Raw genomic sequence first — 16534 nt, forward strand, 5'->3', positions numbered from 1 at the left:
CGCTCCACGACGACCCCCTCCGCCCCGATCAGCGGGCACGCGACCACCATACGTGTATTGAGGACTCCTCGGGAGCTCTGTCGCGGTTCGGGGTCCGCCGTGCACACCACCCGGGAATAGCGGGGGACCCCCGAGCGCTGAGGCAGGCATGGTCTCGCGTATCGGCTTCCTCTCCTTCGGCCACTACCAGTCGGTCCCCGGGTCTCAGACCCGCTCGGCTCGCGACGTCCTCCTCCAGACGATCGAGCTCGCGGAGGCGGCGGAGGAGATCGGCATCGACGGCGCCTACGTCCGCGTGCACCACTTCGCGCCGCAGCTCGCCTCGCCGTTCCCGCTGCTGGCGGCGATCGCCGCGCGCACCCGCCGCATCGAGATCGGCACCGGGGTCATCGACATGCGCTACGAGAACCCGCTCTACATGGCGGAGGAGGCGGCCGCCACCGACCTGATCTCCGACGGCCGGCTCGAGCTCGGGGTCAGCCGGGGATCGCCCGAGACCGCCCTGCGCGGGTCCGAAACGTTCGGCTTCGTCCCCCCGGAGGGGATGACCGACGCCGACCTCGCCCGGCAGAAGGTGCGCATCCTCCGGGAGGCGCTCGCCGGGGCACCCGTCGCGCAGTCGGATCCGGCGATGACGCGCCAGTCGCTCCCGCTCTCGATCGAGCCGCGCTCGCCCGGCCTCGAGGACCGGATCTGGTGGGGTGCCGGCAGCTTCGCGACCGCGCGCTGGGCGGCCGAGCAGGGCATGAACCTGCAGTCGTCGACGCTGCTGCTGGAGGAGGAGGGCGTGCCCTTCGACGAGCTGCAGGCCCGCCAGATCCGCGAGTACCGCGCCGCGTGGAGCGAGGCGGGCTGGGCGCGCACCCCGCGCGTCTCCGTCTCGCGCAGCGTCCTCCCGATCACGAGCGATCTCGACCGTCTGTACTTCGGCGGCCGCGGTGAGCAGGACCAGGTCGCCACCCTCGGGGGCGTCCGCGCCCGCTTCGGCCGCAGCTACACGGGCGAGCCGGACGCCGTCGCCGCCGAGCTCGCTGCGGACGCCGCCGTGCAGGAGGCGGACACGCTGCTGCTCACCGTTCCCAACCAGCTCGGGGTCGAGTACAACGCGCGGCTCCTGCGCACTGTCGTGGAATCGATCGCTCCGGCTCTCGGCTGGTCGCCGGCAGCAGTGGGCGTCTGACACCGAGGCTCGGTCCGTGCGGGAGGGCCCTGCGGTGCAGGAGCGCCCGTCCGCTGCAGAAGCGCCCGTCCGATGCAGCAGCCGCCCCGTCTCCTCGTGAGGAGCCGGGGCGTCTGCACACTCCGCCCACAGCATCCCTCCCGCCGGCGCGAGGAGGGGACGGTGCCGGTAACGACGGAACCCCCCGCCTCTCCGAGGAGAGACGAGGGGTTCCGATCAGTGTGTCCGAGGGGGGACTTGAACCCCCACGCCCTATACGGGCACTAGCACCTCAAGCTAGCGCGTCTGCCATTTCCGCCACCCGGACGAGTGTTTCCTTTGACCTGCGTTTCCGCGGCCGAAGAAGACATTAGCACGGTTCCGGAGCCTCTCACGCCACCTCGCGGCCCACCGGCCTCCGCGCGCCGTCGAGCCCGCGCCGGTACCGTTGCCCGCATGTCCGACAGCATCGACAGCGCGCCCGTGACCGACAGCACCCTCGACGAGACGGCGCTCATCGCGCGCGATCTCATCCGCTTCGACACCAGCAACTACGGCGACGGGAAGGCGGAGCCGGAGCGCCCGGCCGCGGAGTACGTCGCGGCGAAGCTGCGCGACCTCGGCCTCGAGCCGGAGCTGATCGACTCCGACCCGGGACGCACGAGCGTCGTGGCGCGGGTCGCGGGGGAGGACCGCGAGCGCGGCGCCCTCGTCGTCCACGGGCACCTCGACGTGGTGCCCGCCGTCGCCGACAACTGGAGCGTCGACCCGTTCGGCGGCGAGATCAAGGACGGCATGCTCTGGGGCCGCGGCGCGGTCGACATGAAGAACATGGACGCGATGATCCTCGCCTCGCTCGGCGACATCCTCCGCGAGGGGCGGCGCCCCTCCCGCGACCTCGTCATCGCCTTCTTCGCCGACGAGGAGGCGGGCGGCGTGCGGGGATCGGGATTCCTGGCCCGTGAGCGGCCCGAGCTGTTCGCCGGAGCGACCGAGGCGATCAGCGAGGTCGGCGGCTACTCGATCGAGCTGGCCGGCAAGCGCGCCTACCTCGTGCAGACGGGCGAGAAGGCGCTGATGTGGCTGACCCTCCGCGCGCACGGCACGGCGGGGCACGGCTCGCAGATCAACTCCGAGAACGCCGTCACCCGGCTGGCGCAGGCGATCGCCCGCATCGGCAGCGAGGAGTGGCCCACGCGCCTCACCGACACCACGCGCGAGCTGCTCGACGAGGTCGCCCGCCTGCTCGGCCACGACCCCCAGCGCAGCACTCCGGAGGAGCTGGCACTCGCCACCGGCACCGCCTCGCGCTTCATCGCCGCGACGCTGCGCACCACCGCCAATCCGTCGATGCTGTCGGCCGGCTACAAGGCCAACGTCATCCCGGACACCGCGGAGGCCACCATCGACGTGCGCGTCCTCCCCGGCGAGGAGGATGCGGTGCTCGAGCGGCTGAAGGTCCTCGCGGGCGAGCACGTCGAGATCCTCGTCCAGCACCGCGACATCGGACTCGAGGTGCCCTTCGCCGGCCCCCTCGTCGAGAGCATGGCCGCCTCGATCCGCCGGTTCGATCCGGGCGCCGAGGTCCTCCCGTACCTGCTCTCCGGAGGCACCGACAACAAGGCGCTCTCGACGCTCGGCATCACCGGATACGGGTTCGCGCCGCTCCAGCTGCCGTCTTCCCTGGACTTCCCGGCGCTGTTCCACGGGGTCGACGAGCGCGTTCCACTGGACGCACTAGTGTTTGGCAGGAAGGTCCTGACCGATCTCCTGCTGAGCTCCTGACGGCGCCGCGGACGGGGTCAGCACCGACCGATCCCGACCGACTGCTGGCCGACGACGCCCCAGCCCTCCTCGAAAGTGACGCATGGGCCTGCTCGACGCGCTGATCCTGGGACTCGTCCAGGGTCTGACCGAATTCCTCCCCATCTCCTCCAGCGCCCACCTCCGGATCGTCAGCGAGCTGCTGCCCGGTCTCGGCGGCCGCGACACCGGAGCCGCGTTCACCGCGATCACGCAGCTGGGCACCGAGACCGCCGTCATCATCTACTTCTGGCGCGACATCGTGCGGATCGTGTCGCACTGGGCGCGCTCCCTCGTCGGCCGGATCCCGCGCTCGGACCCGGACGCCCGCATGGGCTGGCTCATCATCCTGGGCAGCCTCCCGATCATCGTCCTCGGCCTCGTCTTCCAGGACGCGATCGAGACGACCCTCCGCTCCCTGTGGGTGGTGGCCACCACCCTCATCCTCTTCGGCATCCTGCTCGGCATCGCCGACGCGGTCGGCGCGAAGAAGCGCCGCCTGCGCGACCTGGGAGTCCGCGACGGCCTGATCTTCGGAGGCGCGCAGGCGCTCGCCCTGATCCCCGGCGTCTCGCGCTCGGGAGGCACCATCACCGCCGGCCTCTTCCTCGGCTACGAGCGCAAGGCGGCGGCGCGCTACTCCTTCCTCCTCGCGATCCCCGCGGTGTTCGGCAGCGGTCTCTACCAGCTGTACAAGAGCATCAGCGACCCGGTCGTGCTCCCGAACCAGGTCCAGGTCGGCGGGCTCGAGACCCTCGTGGCGACCATCGTCGCGTTCGTGGTCGGCTTCGTCGTGATCGCGTTCTTCATGAGCTACATCTCCCGCCGCAGCTTCCTCCCGTTCGTCGTGTACCGCATCGTCCTCGGCGTCGTCCTGATGGTCGCGCTCGCCACCGGCCTGATCGCCGCCTAGATGCGCGCCTGGACCGCCGCCGACGTCCCCGCCCTGCCCGGCCGGGGGAGCGCACCGCTCCTGCACGACACCGCGACCGCCGGCCCCGTCGAGCTCGACGCGCCCAGCGGAGTCGCGAGCCTCTACGTCTGCGGCATCACGCCCTACGACGCCACCCACCTCGGGCACGCGTCGACCTACCTCGCCTTCGACACGGTCCAGCGCGTCTGGCTCGACGCGGGCTACACGGTCGAGTACGCCCAGAACGTGACCGATGTCGACGACCCGCTGCTCGAGCGTGCGACGGCCACCTGCGTCGACTGGCGCGACCTCGCCGAGGAGCAGGTCGAGCTGTTCCGCGGCGACATGGCCGCCCTGCGCGTCCTGCCTCCGCAGCACTACGTCGGAGTCACCGAGACCGTGGATCCCATCGCGGAAGCGGTCGCCCGCCTGGAGCGCGACGGCGTCGCCTACCGCGTCGCTGCTCCGGACGCGGCGGAGGAGGGCGCGAGCGACCTCTACTACGACATCGCCGCAGCCGAGAGCGCCGTCTGGCACCTGGGCAGCGAGAGCCGGCTCGACGCGGAGTCGATGGCCCGCCTCTCGGCGCTGCGCGGGGGCGACCCGGAGCGCGCCGGCAAGCGCGACCCCCTCGATCCGCTGCTCTGGCGGGCCGAGCGCGCCGACGAGCCCGCCTGGGACGCCGAGGTCGGCCGCGGCCGTCCGGGCTGGCACATCGAGTGCTCGGTGATCGCCCTCGACCGGCTCGGACCCGAGTTCACCCTGCAGGGCGGCGGCAGCGACCTGGTCTTCCCGCACCACGAGTTCAGCGCCGGCCACGCCGCTTCGCTGTCCGGCCGTCCTCTGGCCCGCGCCTACGCGCACGCCGGGATGGTCGCCTACCAGGGCGAGAAGATGAGCAAGTCGCTCGGGAACCTGGTGCTGGTCTCCCGTCTGCGGAGCGAGGGCGCGGACCCGCGGGCGATCCGCCTCGCGCTCCTCGCGCACCACTACCGCTCCGACTGGGAGTGGCTGCCCGAGGACCTGCCGTCGGCCGAGGCGCGCCTGGTGCGCTGGGAGGCGGCCCTCGCCGCCGTGGGACCGCGCTCGGCGCTCGAGGTGCTGGCGCAGCTGCGCGAGGCGCTGGCCGACGACCTCGGCACTCCGGCCGCCCTCGCCGTCGTCGACGCCGCACTGACCGAGGGCGTGGACGACCCGTCGCTCCTGCGCGACGCGGTCGACGCCCTGCTCGGGGTGCGCCCGGCCTGAACCCCTTAAGGCTCGAGTCCCGTCCGGCTCGAGTCCCGTACGGCTCGAGTCCCGTCAGGGTCCCGTCAGGGCGGCCCGGAGTGTCATCGGTCGGGAACAGTCCAGTGATCGACGACCGTCTCGGACGAGCGGGCGCCGGTGGAGGCTACGGCCGCCAGGGCTCCTCGCCGGAGCGGCCGTCGCCGCGGCGGCGCAGGTAGCGCTCGAACTCCTGGGCGATCGCCTCGCCGCTCGCCTCCGGCGAGTCGACGGTGTCGCGCGCCTGCTCGAGCTGGGCGATGTACGACGCCATCTCCTCGTCCTCGGCGGCGAGGGCGTCGATGCCGCGCTCCCACTCCTCCGCCTCCTCGACGAGGTCGCCGCGGGGGATCGCCAGGCCGACGACCTCCTCGAGCTTCTCGAGCAGCGCCAGCATCGCCTTGGGCGAGGGCGCGTTGTGCACGTAGTGCGGGACGGAGGCCCAGATCGAGACGGCGGGGATGCCGACCTTCTGCGCGGCCTCGCCGATCACGCTGAGGATGCCGACCGGCCCCTCGTAGCTGGAGCGCTCGAGCTCGAACGAGCTCCGCAGCTCCGCGTTCTCGCTCGAGGCGAAGATCGAGATCGGCCGGGTGTGCGGGACGTCGGCGAGCATCGCGCCGAGGAAGACGACGGCGGAGATGTCGATCGCGAGCATGGCGTCGACGACCTCGGCGGCGAAGCTCTTCCAGCTGCGCGAGGGCTCGGTGCCGATCATGAGGTACAGCGCGCTCTCGGCGTCGACCGAGGTGTCGGCCGGGCCGAAGATCTGGGTGCCGGGCCAGGCGAGGCTGCGGCGGCCGTCCTCGCCGATCGAGAGCATGGGGCGGGTGTACTGGAAGTCGTAGTACTGCTCGGCGTCGACGGCGAAGAGGGGCACGTACTCCCCGGCGTCCTTGACCAGCCGCAGCGCGCCGCTGGCGGCGTCCCCGGCGTCGTTCCAGCCCTCGAAGGCCACGACCAGGACGTTCCCCGTGATCACGTTCATAGGCAGGATCTCCGCGTTCGGCTCGATGTGCGGGGAGCGCACACCGCGCCTGTCCCTCCGACCAGGATAGGACCGCCCCCGGCCCCGCCCGTCCCGTCCGGCGGGATCGGCCGCCCTGTTCGCTCTCGGCCCGCGGCCGGGGAAGGGCGCGGCCCTGCCGGTACCATGGTCGCTCGTGACTCCCGAGACCTCCGCCCGGCCGCTGTCCTCCGAGCCGCTCGGAGGAGCGTCCGCCCCCGCCGCCGTCCTCTGGGACATGGACGGGACGCTCGTCGACACCGAGCCGTACTGGATGGCGTCGGAGCACGCGCTCGTCTCCTCCTTCGGCGGAGTGTGGACCCACGAGGACGCGATGGGACTCGTCGGCTCGGGCCTGCCCGCCGCCGCCCGCATCCTGCAGGGCAAGGGCGTCGACCTCTCCGTCGACGCGATCATCGACCGGATGACCGACGAGGTCGTAGACCAGCTGGCCGTGAGCATCCCGTGGCGACCGGGCGCGCTCGAGCTGCTGCGCGCGGTGTCCGAGGCGGGAGTGCCGCAGGCGCTGGTCACGATGTCGATCTCGCGGATGGCCGCGGCCGTCGTGGACCGGATCCCGTTCCCCGCCTTCGCCGCCGTCGTCAGCGGCGACATGGTCGAGCGCAGCAAGCCCCACCCCGAGGCGTACCTCCTCGCCGCGAGCACCCTCGGCGTCGACATCGCCGCCTGCGTCGCGATCGAGGACTCCCTCACGGGCCTCGGCGCGGCCGTCGCCTCCGGAGCCGCGGCGATCGGCGTCCCGCACCAGCTGGAGCTGGACCCCGCCGCCCCCTACGCCCTCTGGCCCACTCTCGCGGGCCGCACCGTCGCGGACCTCGCGACGGTGTCCTCCGAGCACCGCGGCTCCGGCCCGGCCACGACCGAGACGGAGGCCCGCCGATGACCGGTGAGGCACTGCAGCATTCCGGACCCTTCCGCGCGGGGGACCGCGTCCAGCTGACGGGACCCAAGGGGCGGATGAACACCATCACGCTCGTTCCCGGCAAGGTGTTCCACACGCACCGGGGCGGCATCGAGCACGACACGGTGATCGGGCTGCCCGACGGCTCGGTGGTGACCAACACCGTCGGCGTCGAGCACCTCGCGCTGCGCCCTCTCCTCGCCGACTTCGTGATGTCGATGCCCCGCGGCGCGGCGATCGTGTACCCGAAGGACGCGGCCCAGATCCTCGCCCTCGCCGACGTCTTCCCCGGCGCCCGCGTGGTCGAGGCCGGTGTCGGCTCCGGCGCGCTCTCGCTCTGGCTGCTGCGGGCGGTGGGTCCGACCGGCCGGCTGTCGTCGTTCGAGCGGCGCGAGGAGTTCGCGGATGTCGCACGGGCGAACATCGAGACCTTCCTCGGCTACACGCCCGACAACTGGAGCGTCACCGTCGGCGACCTCGTCGAGGCGCTGCCCGGCACGGTCCCGTCCGGCGAAGCCGACCGCGTCGTGCTCGACATGCTCGCGCCCTGGGAGTGCCTCGACGTCGCCGCCGAGGCGCTCACGCCCGGGGGAGTGCTCCTCTGCTACGTGGCGACCGTCACGCAGCTCTCGCGGACGGCGGAGGCGATCCGCGCCTCGGGCCTGTTCACGAACCCGTCGTCGAACGAGACCATGGTCCGCGGCTGGCACGTCGAGGGCCTCGCGGTCCGGCCGGACCACCGGATGATCGGCCACACCGGCTTCCTCATCACCGCTCGCCGGCTCGCTCCGGACACCGTGCTCCCCGAGCTCAAGCGCCGCCCGTCGAAGACGGACTTCAGCGACGAGGACGTGGAGGCCTGGACCCCCGGCGCGCTCGGCGAGCGCGCCGTGAGCCCCAAGAGCCTGCGCAAGCGGGTCCGCGAGTCCGCTACCAGCGCCGAGCTCTCCCGGGCCCGCGGGTTCGGCGAGGAGACCGCGGAGCCCGACGACGAGGGCATCCTCTAAGCTGTTCCCGGCCTCCGGGCCGTCTCCACCCCGGGCGTCACCGCTCCCCTTCTCTCGAATCGAGGACCCGTGCGCAGGACCACCGCGCTCATCGCCGGCATCGGCATCGTCGCCGCTCTCACCGGATGCACCGCGTCCTCCTCGCAGGCGGACTGCGACGCTCCTTTCTCCTCCGGCGACTCCTCGGCGGCGGTCAGCGCCACGGGCGACTTCGGAGCGAAGCCGGACGTCAGCGTCCCGACACCGCTGAAGGCGGACGGCACGCAGGTCAGCACCCTCATCGAGGGCTCGGGCGCACCGCTCGAGAAGGGCCAGCTCGTCACCATCGACTACACCCTGGTCAACGGCGCGGACGGCACGGTCCTCGAGACCTCGCCCTACGACGGGTCGAGCACCGCCCGCTTCGGCGTCGGCGGAGCCGGGCTCGTCGGCCTGAACGAGGGCCTCCTCTGCACGCAGGTCGGCTCGCGCGTCGCCATCGCGATCGCCCCCGAGGACGGCTTCGGCCAGTCCTCGTCGCAGCTCGGCATCTCGGAGGACGACACGCTCGTGCTCGTCGCGGACGTCCGCGAGGCCTCCCTGGCCCGAGCGAACGGCGCCGCCCAGCCCGCGCCCGACGGCTTCCCGACGGTGACGCTCGGCGACGACGGACGCCCGGGGCTCGCGAAGCCCTCCGGCGACGCGCCGACCGACCTCCGCATCGCCCAGCTCAAGAAGGGCGACGGCGACGTCGTCGCCGAGGGCGACCAGGTCGTCGTGGCCTACACCGGCTGGCAGTGGAGCGACGGGAAGGTGTTCGACTCCAGCTGGGAGAAGGGCGCTCCCGCCGTCTTCACGGCCGCCGACGGCTCGACGACCCAGGGCGGAGTCATCGCCGGATTCGCCGACGCCCTCATCGGCCAGCCCGTCGGATCCCAGGTCATCGCGGTCATCCCGCCCGACCAGGGCTACGGCGACCAGGGCTCCCCCCAGGGCGGGATCCCCGGCGGCGCGACGCTGATCTTCGTCGCCGACATCCTCGGAAAGGTCTGACCGGGCCCGGCCCTAGACTGGAGGGCGTGCCTTCCGACGCCCCGTCCTCGAGCCGCGTCCCGGCCGAGGAGCGTCTGTTCAACCTCGTGCTCGCGCTCGTCGCGGCCGAGAACGGACTGACGAAGGCCGACGTCCTCTCGACGGTGCAGGGCTACCGGCAGCGGGTGGGCCGGGGCGACCGGACCTCGCTCGAGCGCCAGTTCGAGCGCGACAAGGACGACCTGCGCGAGCTGGGCATCCCGATCGAGACGGTCGACGCCCCGGGCGACCCGGGCAACACCCAGACCGTCCGGTACCGCATCGCGAAGCGCAGCTACGACCTCCCGGCCGACCTGACCTTCGATCCGGAGGAGCTCGCGCTGCTCCGCCTGGCCGGGGCGGTCTGGCGCGAGGGGACGCTCTCGGCGGAGTCGCGGCGCGCGCTGATCAAGCTGCGCTCGATAGGGGTCGAGTCCGTCGACCCCGTCATCGGCATCAGCCCCTCGATCCGGGTCCGCGAGGCCTCGTTCGAGCCGCTCAACGCCGCGCTCGACCGCGGCCAGGTCGTCCGCTTCCCCTACCTGAAGCCAGGCGGCGAGGAGCCGCGCGTGCGCACCGTGCAGCCCCGCGCCCTGGTGAACCACCAGGGGCGCTGGCACCTCCACGGCTGGGACGAGGGCGCCGAGGGCACGCGGACCTTCCTCCTGTCGCGGATCGTCGGGCCGGTCGCGTCCACCGGCCGCACCGCGCCTCCCGCGGAGGGGGACCACGCGGCGACCGCTCTCGCCCAGCTCGACGAGATCCTGCAGCGCAACAGCGCGCTCCTGCGCGTCGCCCCCGACTCCGACGCCGCCCTCCGTCTCGGCGGGCGTGCCGAGGCAGAGGGCGAGGGCCAGGGCCTGCTGCGCCTGCACTACACCGACCCGGACGTGCTCGCGGACGAGCTCGCCGGTCACGGTCCTGAGGTGCGGGTGCTCGAGCCGGAGGAGCTCCGCCGCCGCGTCCTCGACCGCCTCCGCCGCACCCTGGACGACCATGGAGGGGATCCCCGTGGCTAGACCCCGCTCCCTGCAGGCGCGCGACCGACTGGCCGTCCTCCTCTCCCTCGTTCCCTACCTGCTCGACCGGGGTCGCGTCTCCGTCGCCGAGGTCGCCGCGCACTTCGAGATCCCGGAGGAGGAGGTGCGCCGCGCGGTGCGCCTCATCGCCGTCTCGGGCATCCCCGGCGAGACCGCGCAGTACCAGGCGAACGACCTCTTCGACATCGGCTGGGACGACTTCGAGGAGAACGACCACGTCGTCCTCACCCACCAGGTCGCGATCGACGACTCGCCGAGGTTCTCGGCGCGGGAGGCCGCCGCCCTCATCGCCGGCATGCAGTACCTCGCAGCGCTGCCCGAGAACCAGGGCAACGACCGGATCGCCTCGCTGATGGGGAAGCTCGCGCGCGGCGCCTCCTCGGCCCCGAGCGCGGTCGCGGTCTCGCGCGGCACGGGCGCGGACAGCGCTGTGGCGCTCCTGCGGACAGCGATGGGCTCGGCGACGCAGGTCGCTTTCGACTACCGCAGCGCCCGCGGCGAGACCGAGTCCCGGCTCGTCGACCCCTTCGTGCTCGAATCGGTCGACCGGGACTGGTACCTGCGCGGATGGGACCACCTCCGCGAGGGCGTCAGGACGTTCCGGGTCGACAGGATGCGCTCCCTCCGCGACACGGGGACGCCGATCGTCCGGCGCCGCAACGAGGTGACCCTCTCGGAACGGCTCTTCGAGGCCTCCGCCTCCGATCTCGTCGTGGACCTGCGCGTCGCTCCCAGCGCCGTCGTGCTGCTGGGCGACTACGCGGCCGACGCCGAGTTCCCCGATCCCGTGCCGGGGGAGGAGGACCACGGTGTCCTCGTCCGTCTCCGCGTCGCCCATCTGGAGGGACTGACGCGCCTGGTGGCGTCGTTGGCGGGTCTCGTCACCGTGGTGGCACCCCCCGAGGCGCGCACCGCGGTCGCGCACTGGGCGGCCTCCGCGCTCGCCGCGAACGAGGGGGAGCCGTCGTGACCTGGTGGTCGTGGATCCTGATCTGGCTCGGCCTCGCGCTGGGCGCTCTGGCGATGCTGGTCCTCTTCGCCCTCTCCTACTGGCGCAAGGGGAAGGTGCTCCTCGGACAGCTGTCCGAGGTCACCGCGAAACTCGAGACACTGAGTCCTGGAGTGACGGACGACCTGCCGCACCGTCCGCCCTCGTCGCTGTTCGCCGATCGCGACGACGTGAGGCGTGCGCACGAGGGCCGGCGTGACGCACGTCGCGACAGGATCGATCTCCGCCGGTCAGGACGGGTCGAACGGGGTAAGCTCCTCGTACACCGCAACCGACAAGTGAAGTGAGTCTGCAATGTTCGCTGGCCTCCAGGGGTGGCACCTCCTCATCATCCTCGCCGTGATCCTCCTCCTGTTCGGTGCGCCCAAGCTCCCGCAGCTGGCCCGCAGTGTCGGGCAGTCGATGCGGATCTTCAAGAGCGAGGTCAAGACCATGAAGGACGAGGACGGCACCGAGCGCCGTGAGTCGACCGAGGGGACCACCGGCACCGTCGCCGGATCCACCGGCACGACCACCGGCACCGGCACCACCACGCCGCCCGAGTCCCCGCTCAAGTAATGACGTCCGTGGCACCGAAGAAGCCACGGACGAAGCGGACGAAGAACCCCGACGGGCGCATGTCGCTCGGGGCGCACCTCGTCGAGCTTCGCAACAGGCTCTTCAAGTCGGCGATCGCGATCGTCATCGCGTGCGTCGCGGGATGGTTCGTCTCGGAGTGGGTCTTCGAGGCCCTCAAGGCTCCGATCTCCGAGGTGGCCTCCACCCAGGGGAAGGAGGCGATCCTCAACTTCCCGACGATCGCCGGTGCCTTCGACCTGCGGCTGCAGATCGCCATCACGGTGGGCATCGTCCTGGCGAGCCCGGTCTGGCTCTACCAGATCTGGGCGTTCCTCGTCCCGGGCCTGACCCGCAAGGAGATGCGGTACGGCCTCGGCTTCATCCTCACCGCCATCCCGCTGTTCTTCGCGGGCTGTGCGGCCGGCTGGTTCGTGTTCCCGCACATCGTGGAGCTCCTGACGAGCTTCACCGGCAGCAACGCGGCGAGCTTCCTCGACGCCAAGATCTACTACGAGTTCGTTCTCAAGCTCGTGCTGGTCGTCGGCATCGCCTTCGTGCTGCCCGTCTTCCTGGTGCTCCTCAACTTCCTCGGCATCCTCCCCGGCATGCTGATCCTCAAGTCGTGGCGCATCGCGATCATGGCGATCGTGCTCTTCACGGCGATCGCGACCCCCGCGGCCGACCCGATCTCGATGTTCCTCCTGGCCATCCCGATCATCTTCCTGTTCTTCCTCGCCTGCGGGATCGCGATCCTGCACGACCGGCGCGCCGCCAAGCGCCAGCTGGTGTTCGACGGCAGCCCCTCCGACCTGCCCGCGTGACTGGACCGTCTCCCGCCGAGCGGTTCGCCGCGTTCCGGACGCGCCAGGGCCACGCGAGGGTCGAGGCGTTCCGCTCGACCCTCGCGTTCGACCTCGACCCCTTCCAGTACGAGGCCTGCAGCGCTCTCGACGACGGCCACAGCGTCCTCGTCGCCGCGCCCACCGGCGCCGGCAAGACGGCGGTGGCCGAGTTCGCGATCCACCTGGCCATGCAGGACCCGACGGCCAAGGTCTTCTACACGACGCCGATGAAGGCGCTGAGCAACCAGAAGTTCCAGGAGTTCGTCGAGGACTACGGAGCCTCCGAGGTCGGTCTGCTGACCGGCGACTCCAACGTCAACGCGCGCGCCCGCATCGTCGTGATGACGACCGAGGTGCTGCGCAACATGCTGTACGCCGACTCGGACCTCCTGCGCGACCTCGCCTACGTCGTGATGGACGAGGTGCACTACCTCGCCGACCGCTTCCGCGGCGCCGTCTGGGAGGAGGTCATCATCCACCTCCCGCAGCGCGTGCGGCTGGTCTCGCTCAGCGCGACCGTGTCGAACGCCGAAGAGTTCGGCGACTGGCTCCAGACCGTCCGGGGCGAGACCGAGGTCATTGTCTCCGAGGAGCGGCCCGTCCCGCTCGACCAGCACGTCCTGGTGGGCGGCAAGCTGGTCGACCTCTTCGACTCCTCCGGTCGGGCGGCGACGAACCGGGTGAACCCCGAGCTCGCCCGCATGGCCCAGGGCGGCTCCCGGGTCGAGCGCGGCGGCAGGGGCGGCCGCAACGGCCGAGGCGGTCGCGGCCGCTACCCGGAGCAGCGCACCGAGGAGCTCGTGTTGCGCTCGGAGGTCGTCGAGATCCTCCGCGGCAAGAACCTCCTCCCCGCGATCTTCTTCGTCTTCAGCCGTGCGGGCTGCGACCAGGCCGTGCGCCAGGTGCTGCGGTCGGGCGTGCGCCTCACCGAGCGCCACGAGCGCGACGAGATCCGCGCGATCGTCGAGGAGCGGTGCCGGACGATCCGCGACGAGGACCTCGCGGTACTCGGCTACTGGGAGTGGCTCGACGGACTCCAGCGGGGCGTCGCCGCCCACCACGCCGGGATGCTCCCCGCCTTCAAGGAGGTCGTGGAGGAGCTGTTCCTGCGCCGGCTCGTGCGCGTGGTCTTCGCGACCGAGACGCTCGCGCTCGGCATCAACATGCCCGCCCGCACGGTCGTCCTCGAGAAGCTTGAGAAGTTCAACGGCGAGGCGCGCGTCCCGATCACACCGGGGGAGTACACCCAGCTCACCGGCCGGGCGGGCCGTCGCGGCATCGACGTGGAGGGCCACTCGGTGATCCAGTGGCGCGGCGGGATGGACCCCCAGGCGGTCGCGTCCCTCGCCTCCCGGCGGACCTACCCGCTCAACTCCAGCTTCCGCCCCAGCTACAACATGGCCGCGAACCTGATCGAGCAGTTCGGGCGGGTGCGCACGCGCGAGATCCTCGAGTCGTCGTTCGCGCAGTTCCAGGCCGACCGGTCCGTCGTCGATCTCGCCCGCCGGGTCCGCCAGCAGGAGGAGTCGATGGCGGGCTACGTCACGGCGATGCAGTGCCACCTGGGCGACTTCGAGCAGTACGCGGCGATCCGCCGAGAGATCGGCGACCTCGAGCGCCGGGGCGCGGTGCGCGGCGAGTCCGCGTCCCACGCCGAGCGCGAGAAGCGCCAGGGACAGCTCACGAGCCTGCGGCGCCGGATGAAGGCGCACCCGTGCCACGCCTGCTCCGACCGCGAGCAGCACGCGCGCTGGGCCGAGCGCTGGTGGAAGCTGCGCCGCGAGACCGACGAGATCGAGCGCCAGATCCGCTCGCGCACCGGCGCCGTCGCCCGCATCTTCGACCACATCACGGACGTGCTGCTCGAGCTCGGCTACTTCCGCCGGGACGAGGTCGGCGAGCTCTCGCTGACGCCCAACGGTCGCACGCTCCGCCGGATCTACGGGGAGCGGGACCTGCTCGTCGCCGAGTGCCTCCGGAAGCAGGCGTGGACGGAGCTCGATCCGGCCGGCCTCGCGGCGATGGCGTGCTGCCTGGTCTTCGAGCCGCGACGCGAGGAGGGGACGCTCGGCGAGCAGTTCCTGCCCCGCGGCGCGTTCCCCGAGGCGCTGGAGAGGACCCAGCTTCTGTGGGCCCGGCTCGACGACGTCGAGCGGGAGCACCGCCTGCCGGGCAGCAACCCGATCTCGACGAGCCTGGCGCTGTCGATGAACATGTGGGCCAAGGGCATGCCGCTCGACATGGTGCTCCGCGAGTCCGACATGGCCGCCGGCGACTTCGTGCGCTGGGCGAAGCAGACCATCGACCTCCTCGACCAGCTCTCCGTCGTCGCCGAGGGCAAGGTCGGCCGCGCGGCCCGGACCGCCCTCGACCTGGTCCGCCGCGGCATCGTCGCGTACTCGACCGTCGCATGACGCCGGTCGCTCCTCCGCCCGACGGGCGGACCGTTCCGCTGTGGGTGGCGCTGCCCCTCGCCGCCCTCGGCGGCGCCGTGCTCGACCGCGGCTTCCCCGACTCCGATGTCTGGCCGCTGGCGATCGTGGGCGCCGCGGCGATCCTGTTCGCGCTGGCGGGGCGCGGCTTCTGGAGCGGGGCCCTCGTCGGCCTCGTCGGTGGAGCGGTCTTCTGGGGTGTCCACATCGAGTGGCTGACCCTCTACCTCGGCCCGGTCCCGTGGGCGGCCCTCGCCGGCCTGCAGGCGATCTTCTTCGCGTTCTCGGCGGGGCTGATGGCGGTCGTCTCCACGCGCGGCCACCGCGTCTGGACGGGACCGCTCGGCCGGATGGTCGGCCTCCCCGTCCTCCTGGCGGCGCTCTGGATCGGGCGCGAGTCGATCACCAGCGTCTGGCCCTACGGCGGCTTCGCCTGGGGCCGCCTCGCGATCTCGCAGTCCCTCGGCCCGCTCGCCGGTCTCGCGGCGTGGATCGGCTTCGCCGGCCTCGGCTTCGTGGTCGCGTTCCTCGCCGCCGTGCTCGCGCAGGCCGTCCGCGAGACGTCCGTCCCGGCCTCCGCCCGGGTCAGCGCTCTCGCGGGCTTCGCGATCGTGGCGCTGGTGTTCCCCGCCTGGCCGGCACCGACGGAGGGCACGACCCGGATCGCCGCCGTCCAGGGCGACTCCGATGCGGGCCTCTTCTCGCAGAGCTACCGCGGGCAGATCCTCGAGGACCACACCTCGGCGACGCTGCCGATCCTCGACCAGGACGTCGACATGGTGGTGTGGCCCGAGAACGGCGTCGACATCGATCCGACCCGGAACGCCCAGTCGGCCGCCGTCCTCGACTACCTCAGCCGGACGATGGACGCGCCGTTCATCGTGGGCACGATCACGAACCCCTCGGACGACGTCTTCTACAACAGCTCGCTGCTCTGGAAGGCGGGGGAGGGGGCGACGCAGGTCTACGACAAGGTGCATCCCGTGCCGTTCGCCGAATACATGCCGGACCGGGCGTTCTGGCGGATGTTCGCTCCGGACCTGGTCGACCTGGTGAGCCGCGACTACTCGATCGGCACCCGTCCCAACGTCTTCGACGTGAACGGCGTCCTCGCAGGCATCGCGATCTGCTTCGACATCTCGGACGACGCGCTGACGAACGCGATGGTCGACGGGGGAGCCCAGGTCATCCTCGGGCAGACCAACAACGCCGACTTCGGCCGGACCGACGAGAGCGTCCAGCAGCTCGCCATCGCCCGCCTGCGGGCCATCGAGACCGGGCGCAGCGTGGTCAACATCTCGACCGTCGGGACGAGTGCGATCATCGGGCCGGACGGCGGGACGATCGACTCCCTGACATGGTTCGAGCCGGGTGCCATGGTGGACGAGGTCCCCCTCAGCTCCACCACGACCCCGGCTCTGGTGTGGGCGCGAGACCTCGGCTGGTACTTCCTGGCCGCCGGTCTCATCGGCATGGTCTCGTTCGTCCTCAGGACGCGCGAGCCGCGACGCCGTTCCCGCTGACCGG

15 protein-coding genes and 1 tRNA gene are annotated in these 16534 nt (G+C 71.9%); 14 read left to right on the forward strand and 2 right to left on the reverse strand.

What is annotated here, in order from left to right:
* Nucleotides 1–148 precede the first annotated feature (148 nt).
* Complete coding sequence (locus C5D66_RS02955; protein WP_104326782.1) at nt 149–1180, forward strand: LLM class flavin-dependent oxidoreductase; 1032 nt, start codon at nt 149–151, stop codon at nt 1178–1180.
* A gap of 222 nt (nt 1181–1402) precedes the next feature.
* On the opposite strand, the gene C5D66_RS02960 is transcribed toward C5D66_RS02955, so the two are convergent.
* Nucleotides 1403–1487, reverse strand: a tRNA-Leu gene (locus C5D66_RS02960).
* 128 nt (nt 1488–1615) lie between these two features.
* On the opposite strand from C5D66_RS02960, the gene C5D66_RS02965 reads away from it, so the two are divergent.
* From C5D66_RS02965 to mshC, 3 genes are all read left to right on the forward strand, one after another.
* Nucleotides 1616–2944 (forward strand): M20/M25/M40 family metallo-hydrolase, encoded by a 1329-nt coding sequence (locus C5D66_RS02965; protein WP_181028722.1) that lies wholly within the window; start codon nt 1616–1618, stop codon nt 2942–2944.
* 82 nt (nt 2945–3026) lie between these two features.
* Nucleotides 3027–3875, forward strand: a complete 849-nt coding sequence (locus C5D66_RS02970) for an undecaprenyl-diphosphate phosphatase (protein ID WP_104222008.1) — start codon at nt 3027–3029, stop codon at nt 3873–3875.
* Entirely contained in the window at nt 3876–5123 is a 1248-nt protein-coding gene (gene mshC, locus C5D66_RS02975; protein ID WP_104255001.1) for a cysteine--1-D-myo-inosityl 2-amino-2-deoxy-alpha-D-glucopyranoside ligase, read from the forward strand. It begins immediately after the preceding gene.
* Between the two features lie 145 nt (nt 5124–5268).
* Here mshC and C5D66_RS02980 read toward each other — a convergent pair whose 3' ends face one another.
* Nucleotides 5269–6129, reverse strand: a complete 861-nt coding sequence (locus tag C5D66_RS02980; protein ID WP_104222142.1) for a proteasome assembly chaperone family protein — start codon at nt 6127–6129, stop codon at nt 5269–5271.
* A gap of 175 nt (nt 6130–6304) precedes the next feature.
* On the opposite strand from C5D66_RS02980, the gene C5D66_RS02985 reads away from it, so the two are divergent.
* From C5D66_RS02985 to lnt, 10 genes are all read left to right on the forward strand, one after another.
* Nucleotides 6305–7051: an HAD family phosphatase gene (locus tag C5D66_RS02985; protein WP_258060432.1), complete on the forward strand. Its 747-nt coding sequence runs from the start codon at nt 6305–6307 to the stop codon at nt 7049–7051.
* Nucleotides 7048–8076, forward strand: a complete 1029-nt coding sequence (locus C5D66_RS02990) for a tRNA (adenine-N1)-methyltransferase (protein WP_104222012.1) — start codon at nt 7048–7050, stop codon at nt 8074–8076. Before C5D66_RS02985 ends, C5D66_RS02990 begins: the two co-directional genes overlap by 4 nt.
* Nucleotides 8077–8145: 69 nt before the next feature.
* On the forward strand, nt 8146–9108 hold the full coding sequence (locus C5D66_RS02995; RefSeq protein ID WP_104222014.1) for an FKBP-type peptidyl-prolyl cis-trans isomerase: 963 nt from the start codon (nt 8146–8148) through the stop codon (nt 9106–9108).
* 26 nt (nt 9109–9134) lie between these two features.
* The gene (locus C5D66_RS03000) at nt 9135–10145 is read left to right on the forward strand and encodes a YafY family protein (protein WP_104255002.1); all 1011 of its coding nucleotides are present in this window, start codon (nt 9135–9137) and stop codon (nt 10143–10145) included.
* Entirely contained in the window at nt 10138–11136 is a 999-nt protein-coding gene (locus C5D66_RS03005) for a YafY family protein (protein WP_104283651.1), read from the forward strand. Before C5D66_RS03000 ends, C5D66_RS03005 begins: the two co-directional genes overlap by 8 nt.
* Nucleotides 11133–11462, forward strand: coding sequence for a hypothetical protein (locus C5D66_RS03010; protein ID WP_104255003.1), 330 nt, complete (start codon nt 11133–11135; stop codon nt 11460–11462). The genes C5D66_RS03005 and C5D66_RS03010 overlap by 4 nt, the downstream gene beginning before the upstream one ends.
* 7 nt (nt 11463–11469) lie before the next feature.
* Nucleotides 11470–11733, forward strand: a complete 264-nt coding sequence (gene tatA / locus C5D66_RS03015) for a Sec-independent protein translocase subunit TatA (protein WP_104222022.1) — start codon at nt 11470–11472, stop codon at nt 11731–11733.
* Nucleotides 11733–12554: a twin-arginine translocase subunit TatC gene (gene tatC, locus C5D66_RS03020; RefSeq protein ID WP_374952911.1), complete on the forward strand. Its 822-nt coding sequence runs from the start codon at nt 11733–11735 to the stop codon at nt 12552–12554. The genes tatA and tatC overlap by 1 nt, the downstream gene beginning before the upstream one ends.
* Nucleotides 12551–14989, forward strand: a complete 2439-nt coding sequence (locus C5D66_RS03025; protein WP_104222026.1) for an RNA helicase — start codon at nt 12551–12553, stop codon at nt 14987–14989. Before tatC ends, C5D66_RS03025 begins: the two co-directional genes overlap by 4 nt.
* Complete coding sequence (lnt, locus tag C5D66_RS03030; RefSeq protein ID WP_104255004.1) at nt 14986–16530, forward strand: apolipoprotein N-acyltransferase; 1545 nt, start codon at nt 14986–14988, stop codon at nt 16528–16530. The genes C5D66_RS03025 and lnt overlap by 4 nt, the downstream gene beginning before the upstream one ends.
* Nucleotides 16531–16534 lie beyond the last annotated feature (4 nt).

Source organism: Rathayibacter sp. AY1B4 (genome assembly GCF_002932815.1).
Classification (GTDB): domain Bacteria; phylum Actinomycetota; class Actinomycetes; order Actinomycetales; family Microbacteriaceae; genus Rathayibacter.

What these genes read in the sequence shown, in the direction of transcription:
- C5D66_RS02955 (WP_104326782.1), top strand. Translation starts at nt 149, where the DNA reads ATGGTCTCGCGTATCGGCTTCCTCTCCTTCGGCCACTACCAGTCGGTC.
- C5D66_RS02965 (WP_181028722.1), top strand. Translation starts at nt 1,616, where the DNA reads ATGTCCGACAGCATCGACAGCGCGCCCGTGACCGACAGCACCCTCGAC.
- C5D66_RS02970 (WP_104222008.1), top strand. Translation starts at nt 3,027, where the DNA reads ATGGGCCTGCTCGACGCGCTGATCCTGGGACTCGTCCAGGGTCTGACC.
- mshC (WP_104255001.1), top strand. Translation starts at nt 3,876, where the DNA reads ATGCGCGCCTGGACCGCCGCCGACGTCCCCGCCCTGCCCGGCCGGGGG.
- C5D66_RS02980 (WP_104222142.1), bottom strand. Translation starts at nt 6,129, where the DNA reads ATGAACGTGATCACGGGGAACGTCCTGGTCGTGGCCTTCGAGGGCTGG.
- C5D66_RS02990 (WP_104222012.1), top strand. Translation starts at nt 7,048, where the DNA reads ATGACCGGTGAGGCACTGCAGCATTCCGGACCCTTCCGCGCGGGGGAC.
- tatA (WP_104222022.1), top strand. Translation starts at nt 11,470, where the DNA reads ATGTTCGCTGGCCTCCAGGGGTGGCACCTCCTCATCATCCTCGCCGTG.
- tatC (WP_374952911.1), top strand. Translation starts at nt 11,733, where the DNA reads ATGACGTCCGTGGCACCGAAGAAGCCACGGACGAAGCGGACGAAGAAC.
- lnt (WP_104255004.1), top strand. Translation starts at nt 14,986, where the DNA reads ATGACGCCGGTCGCTCCTCCGCCCGACGGGCGGACCGTTCCGCTGTGG.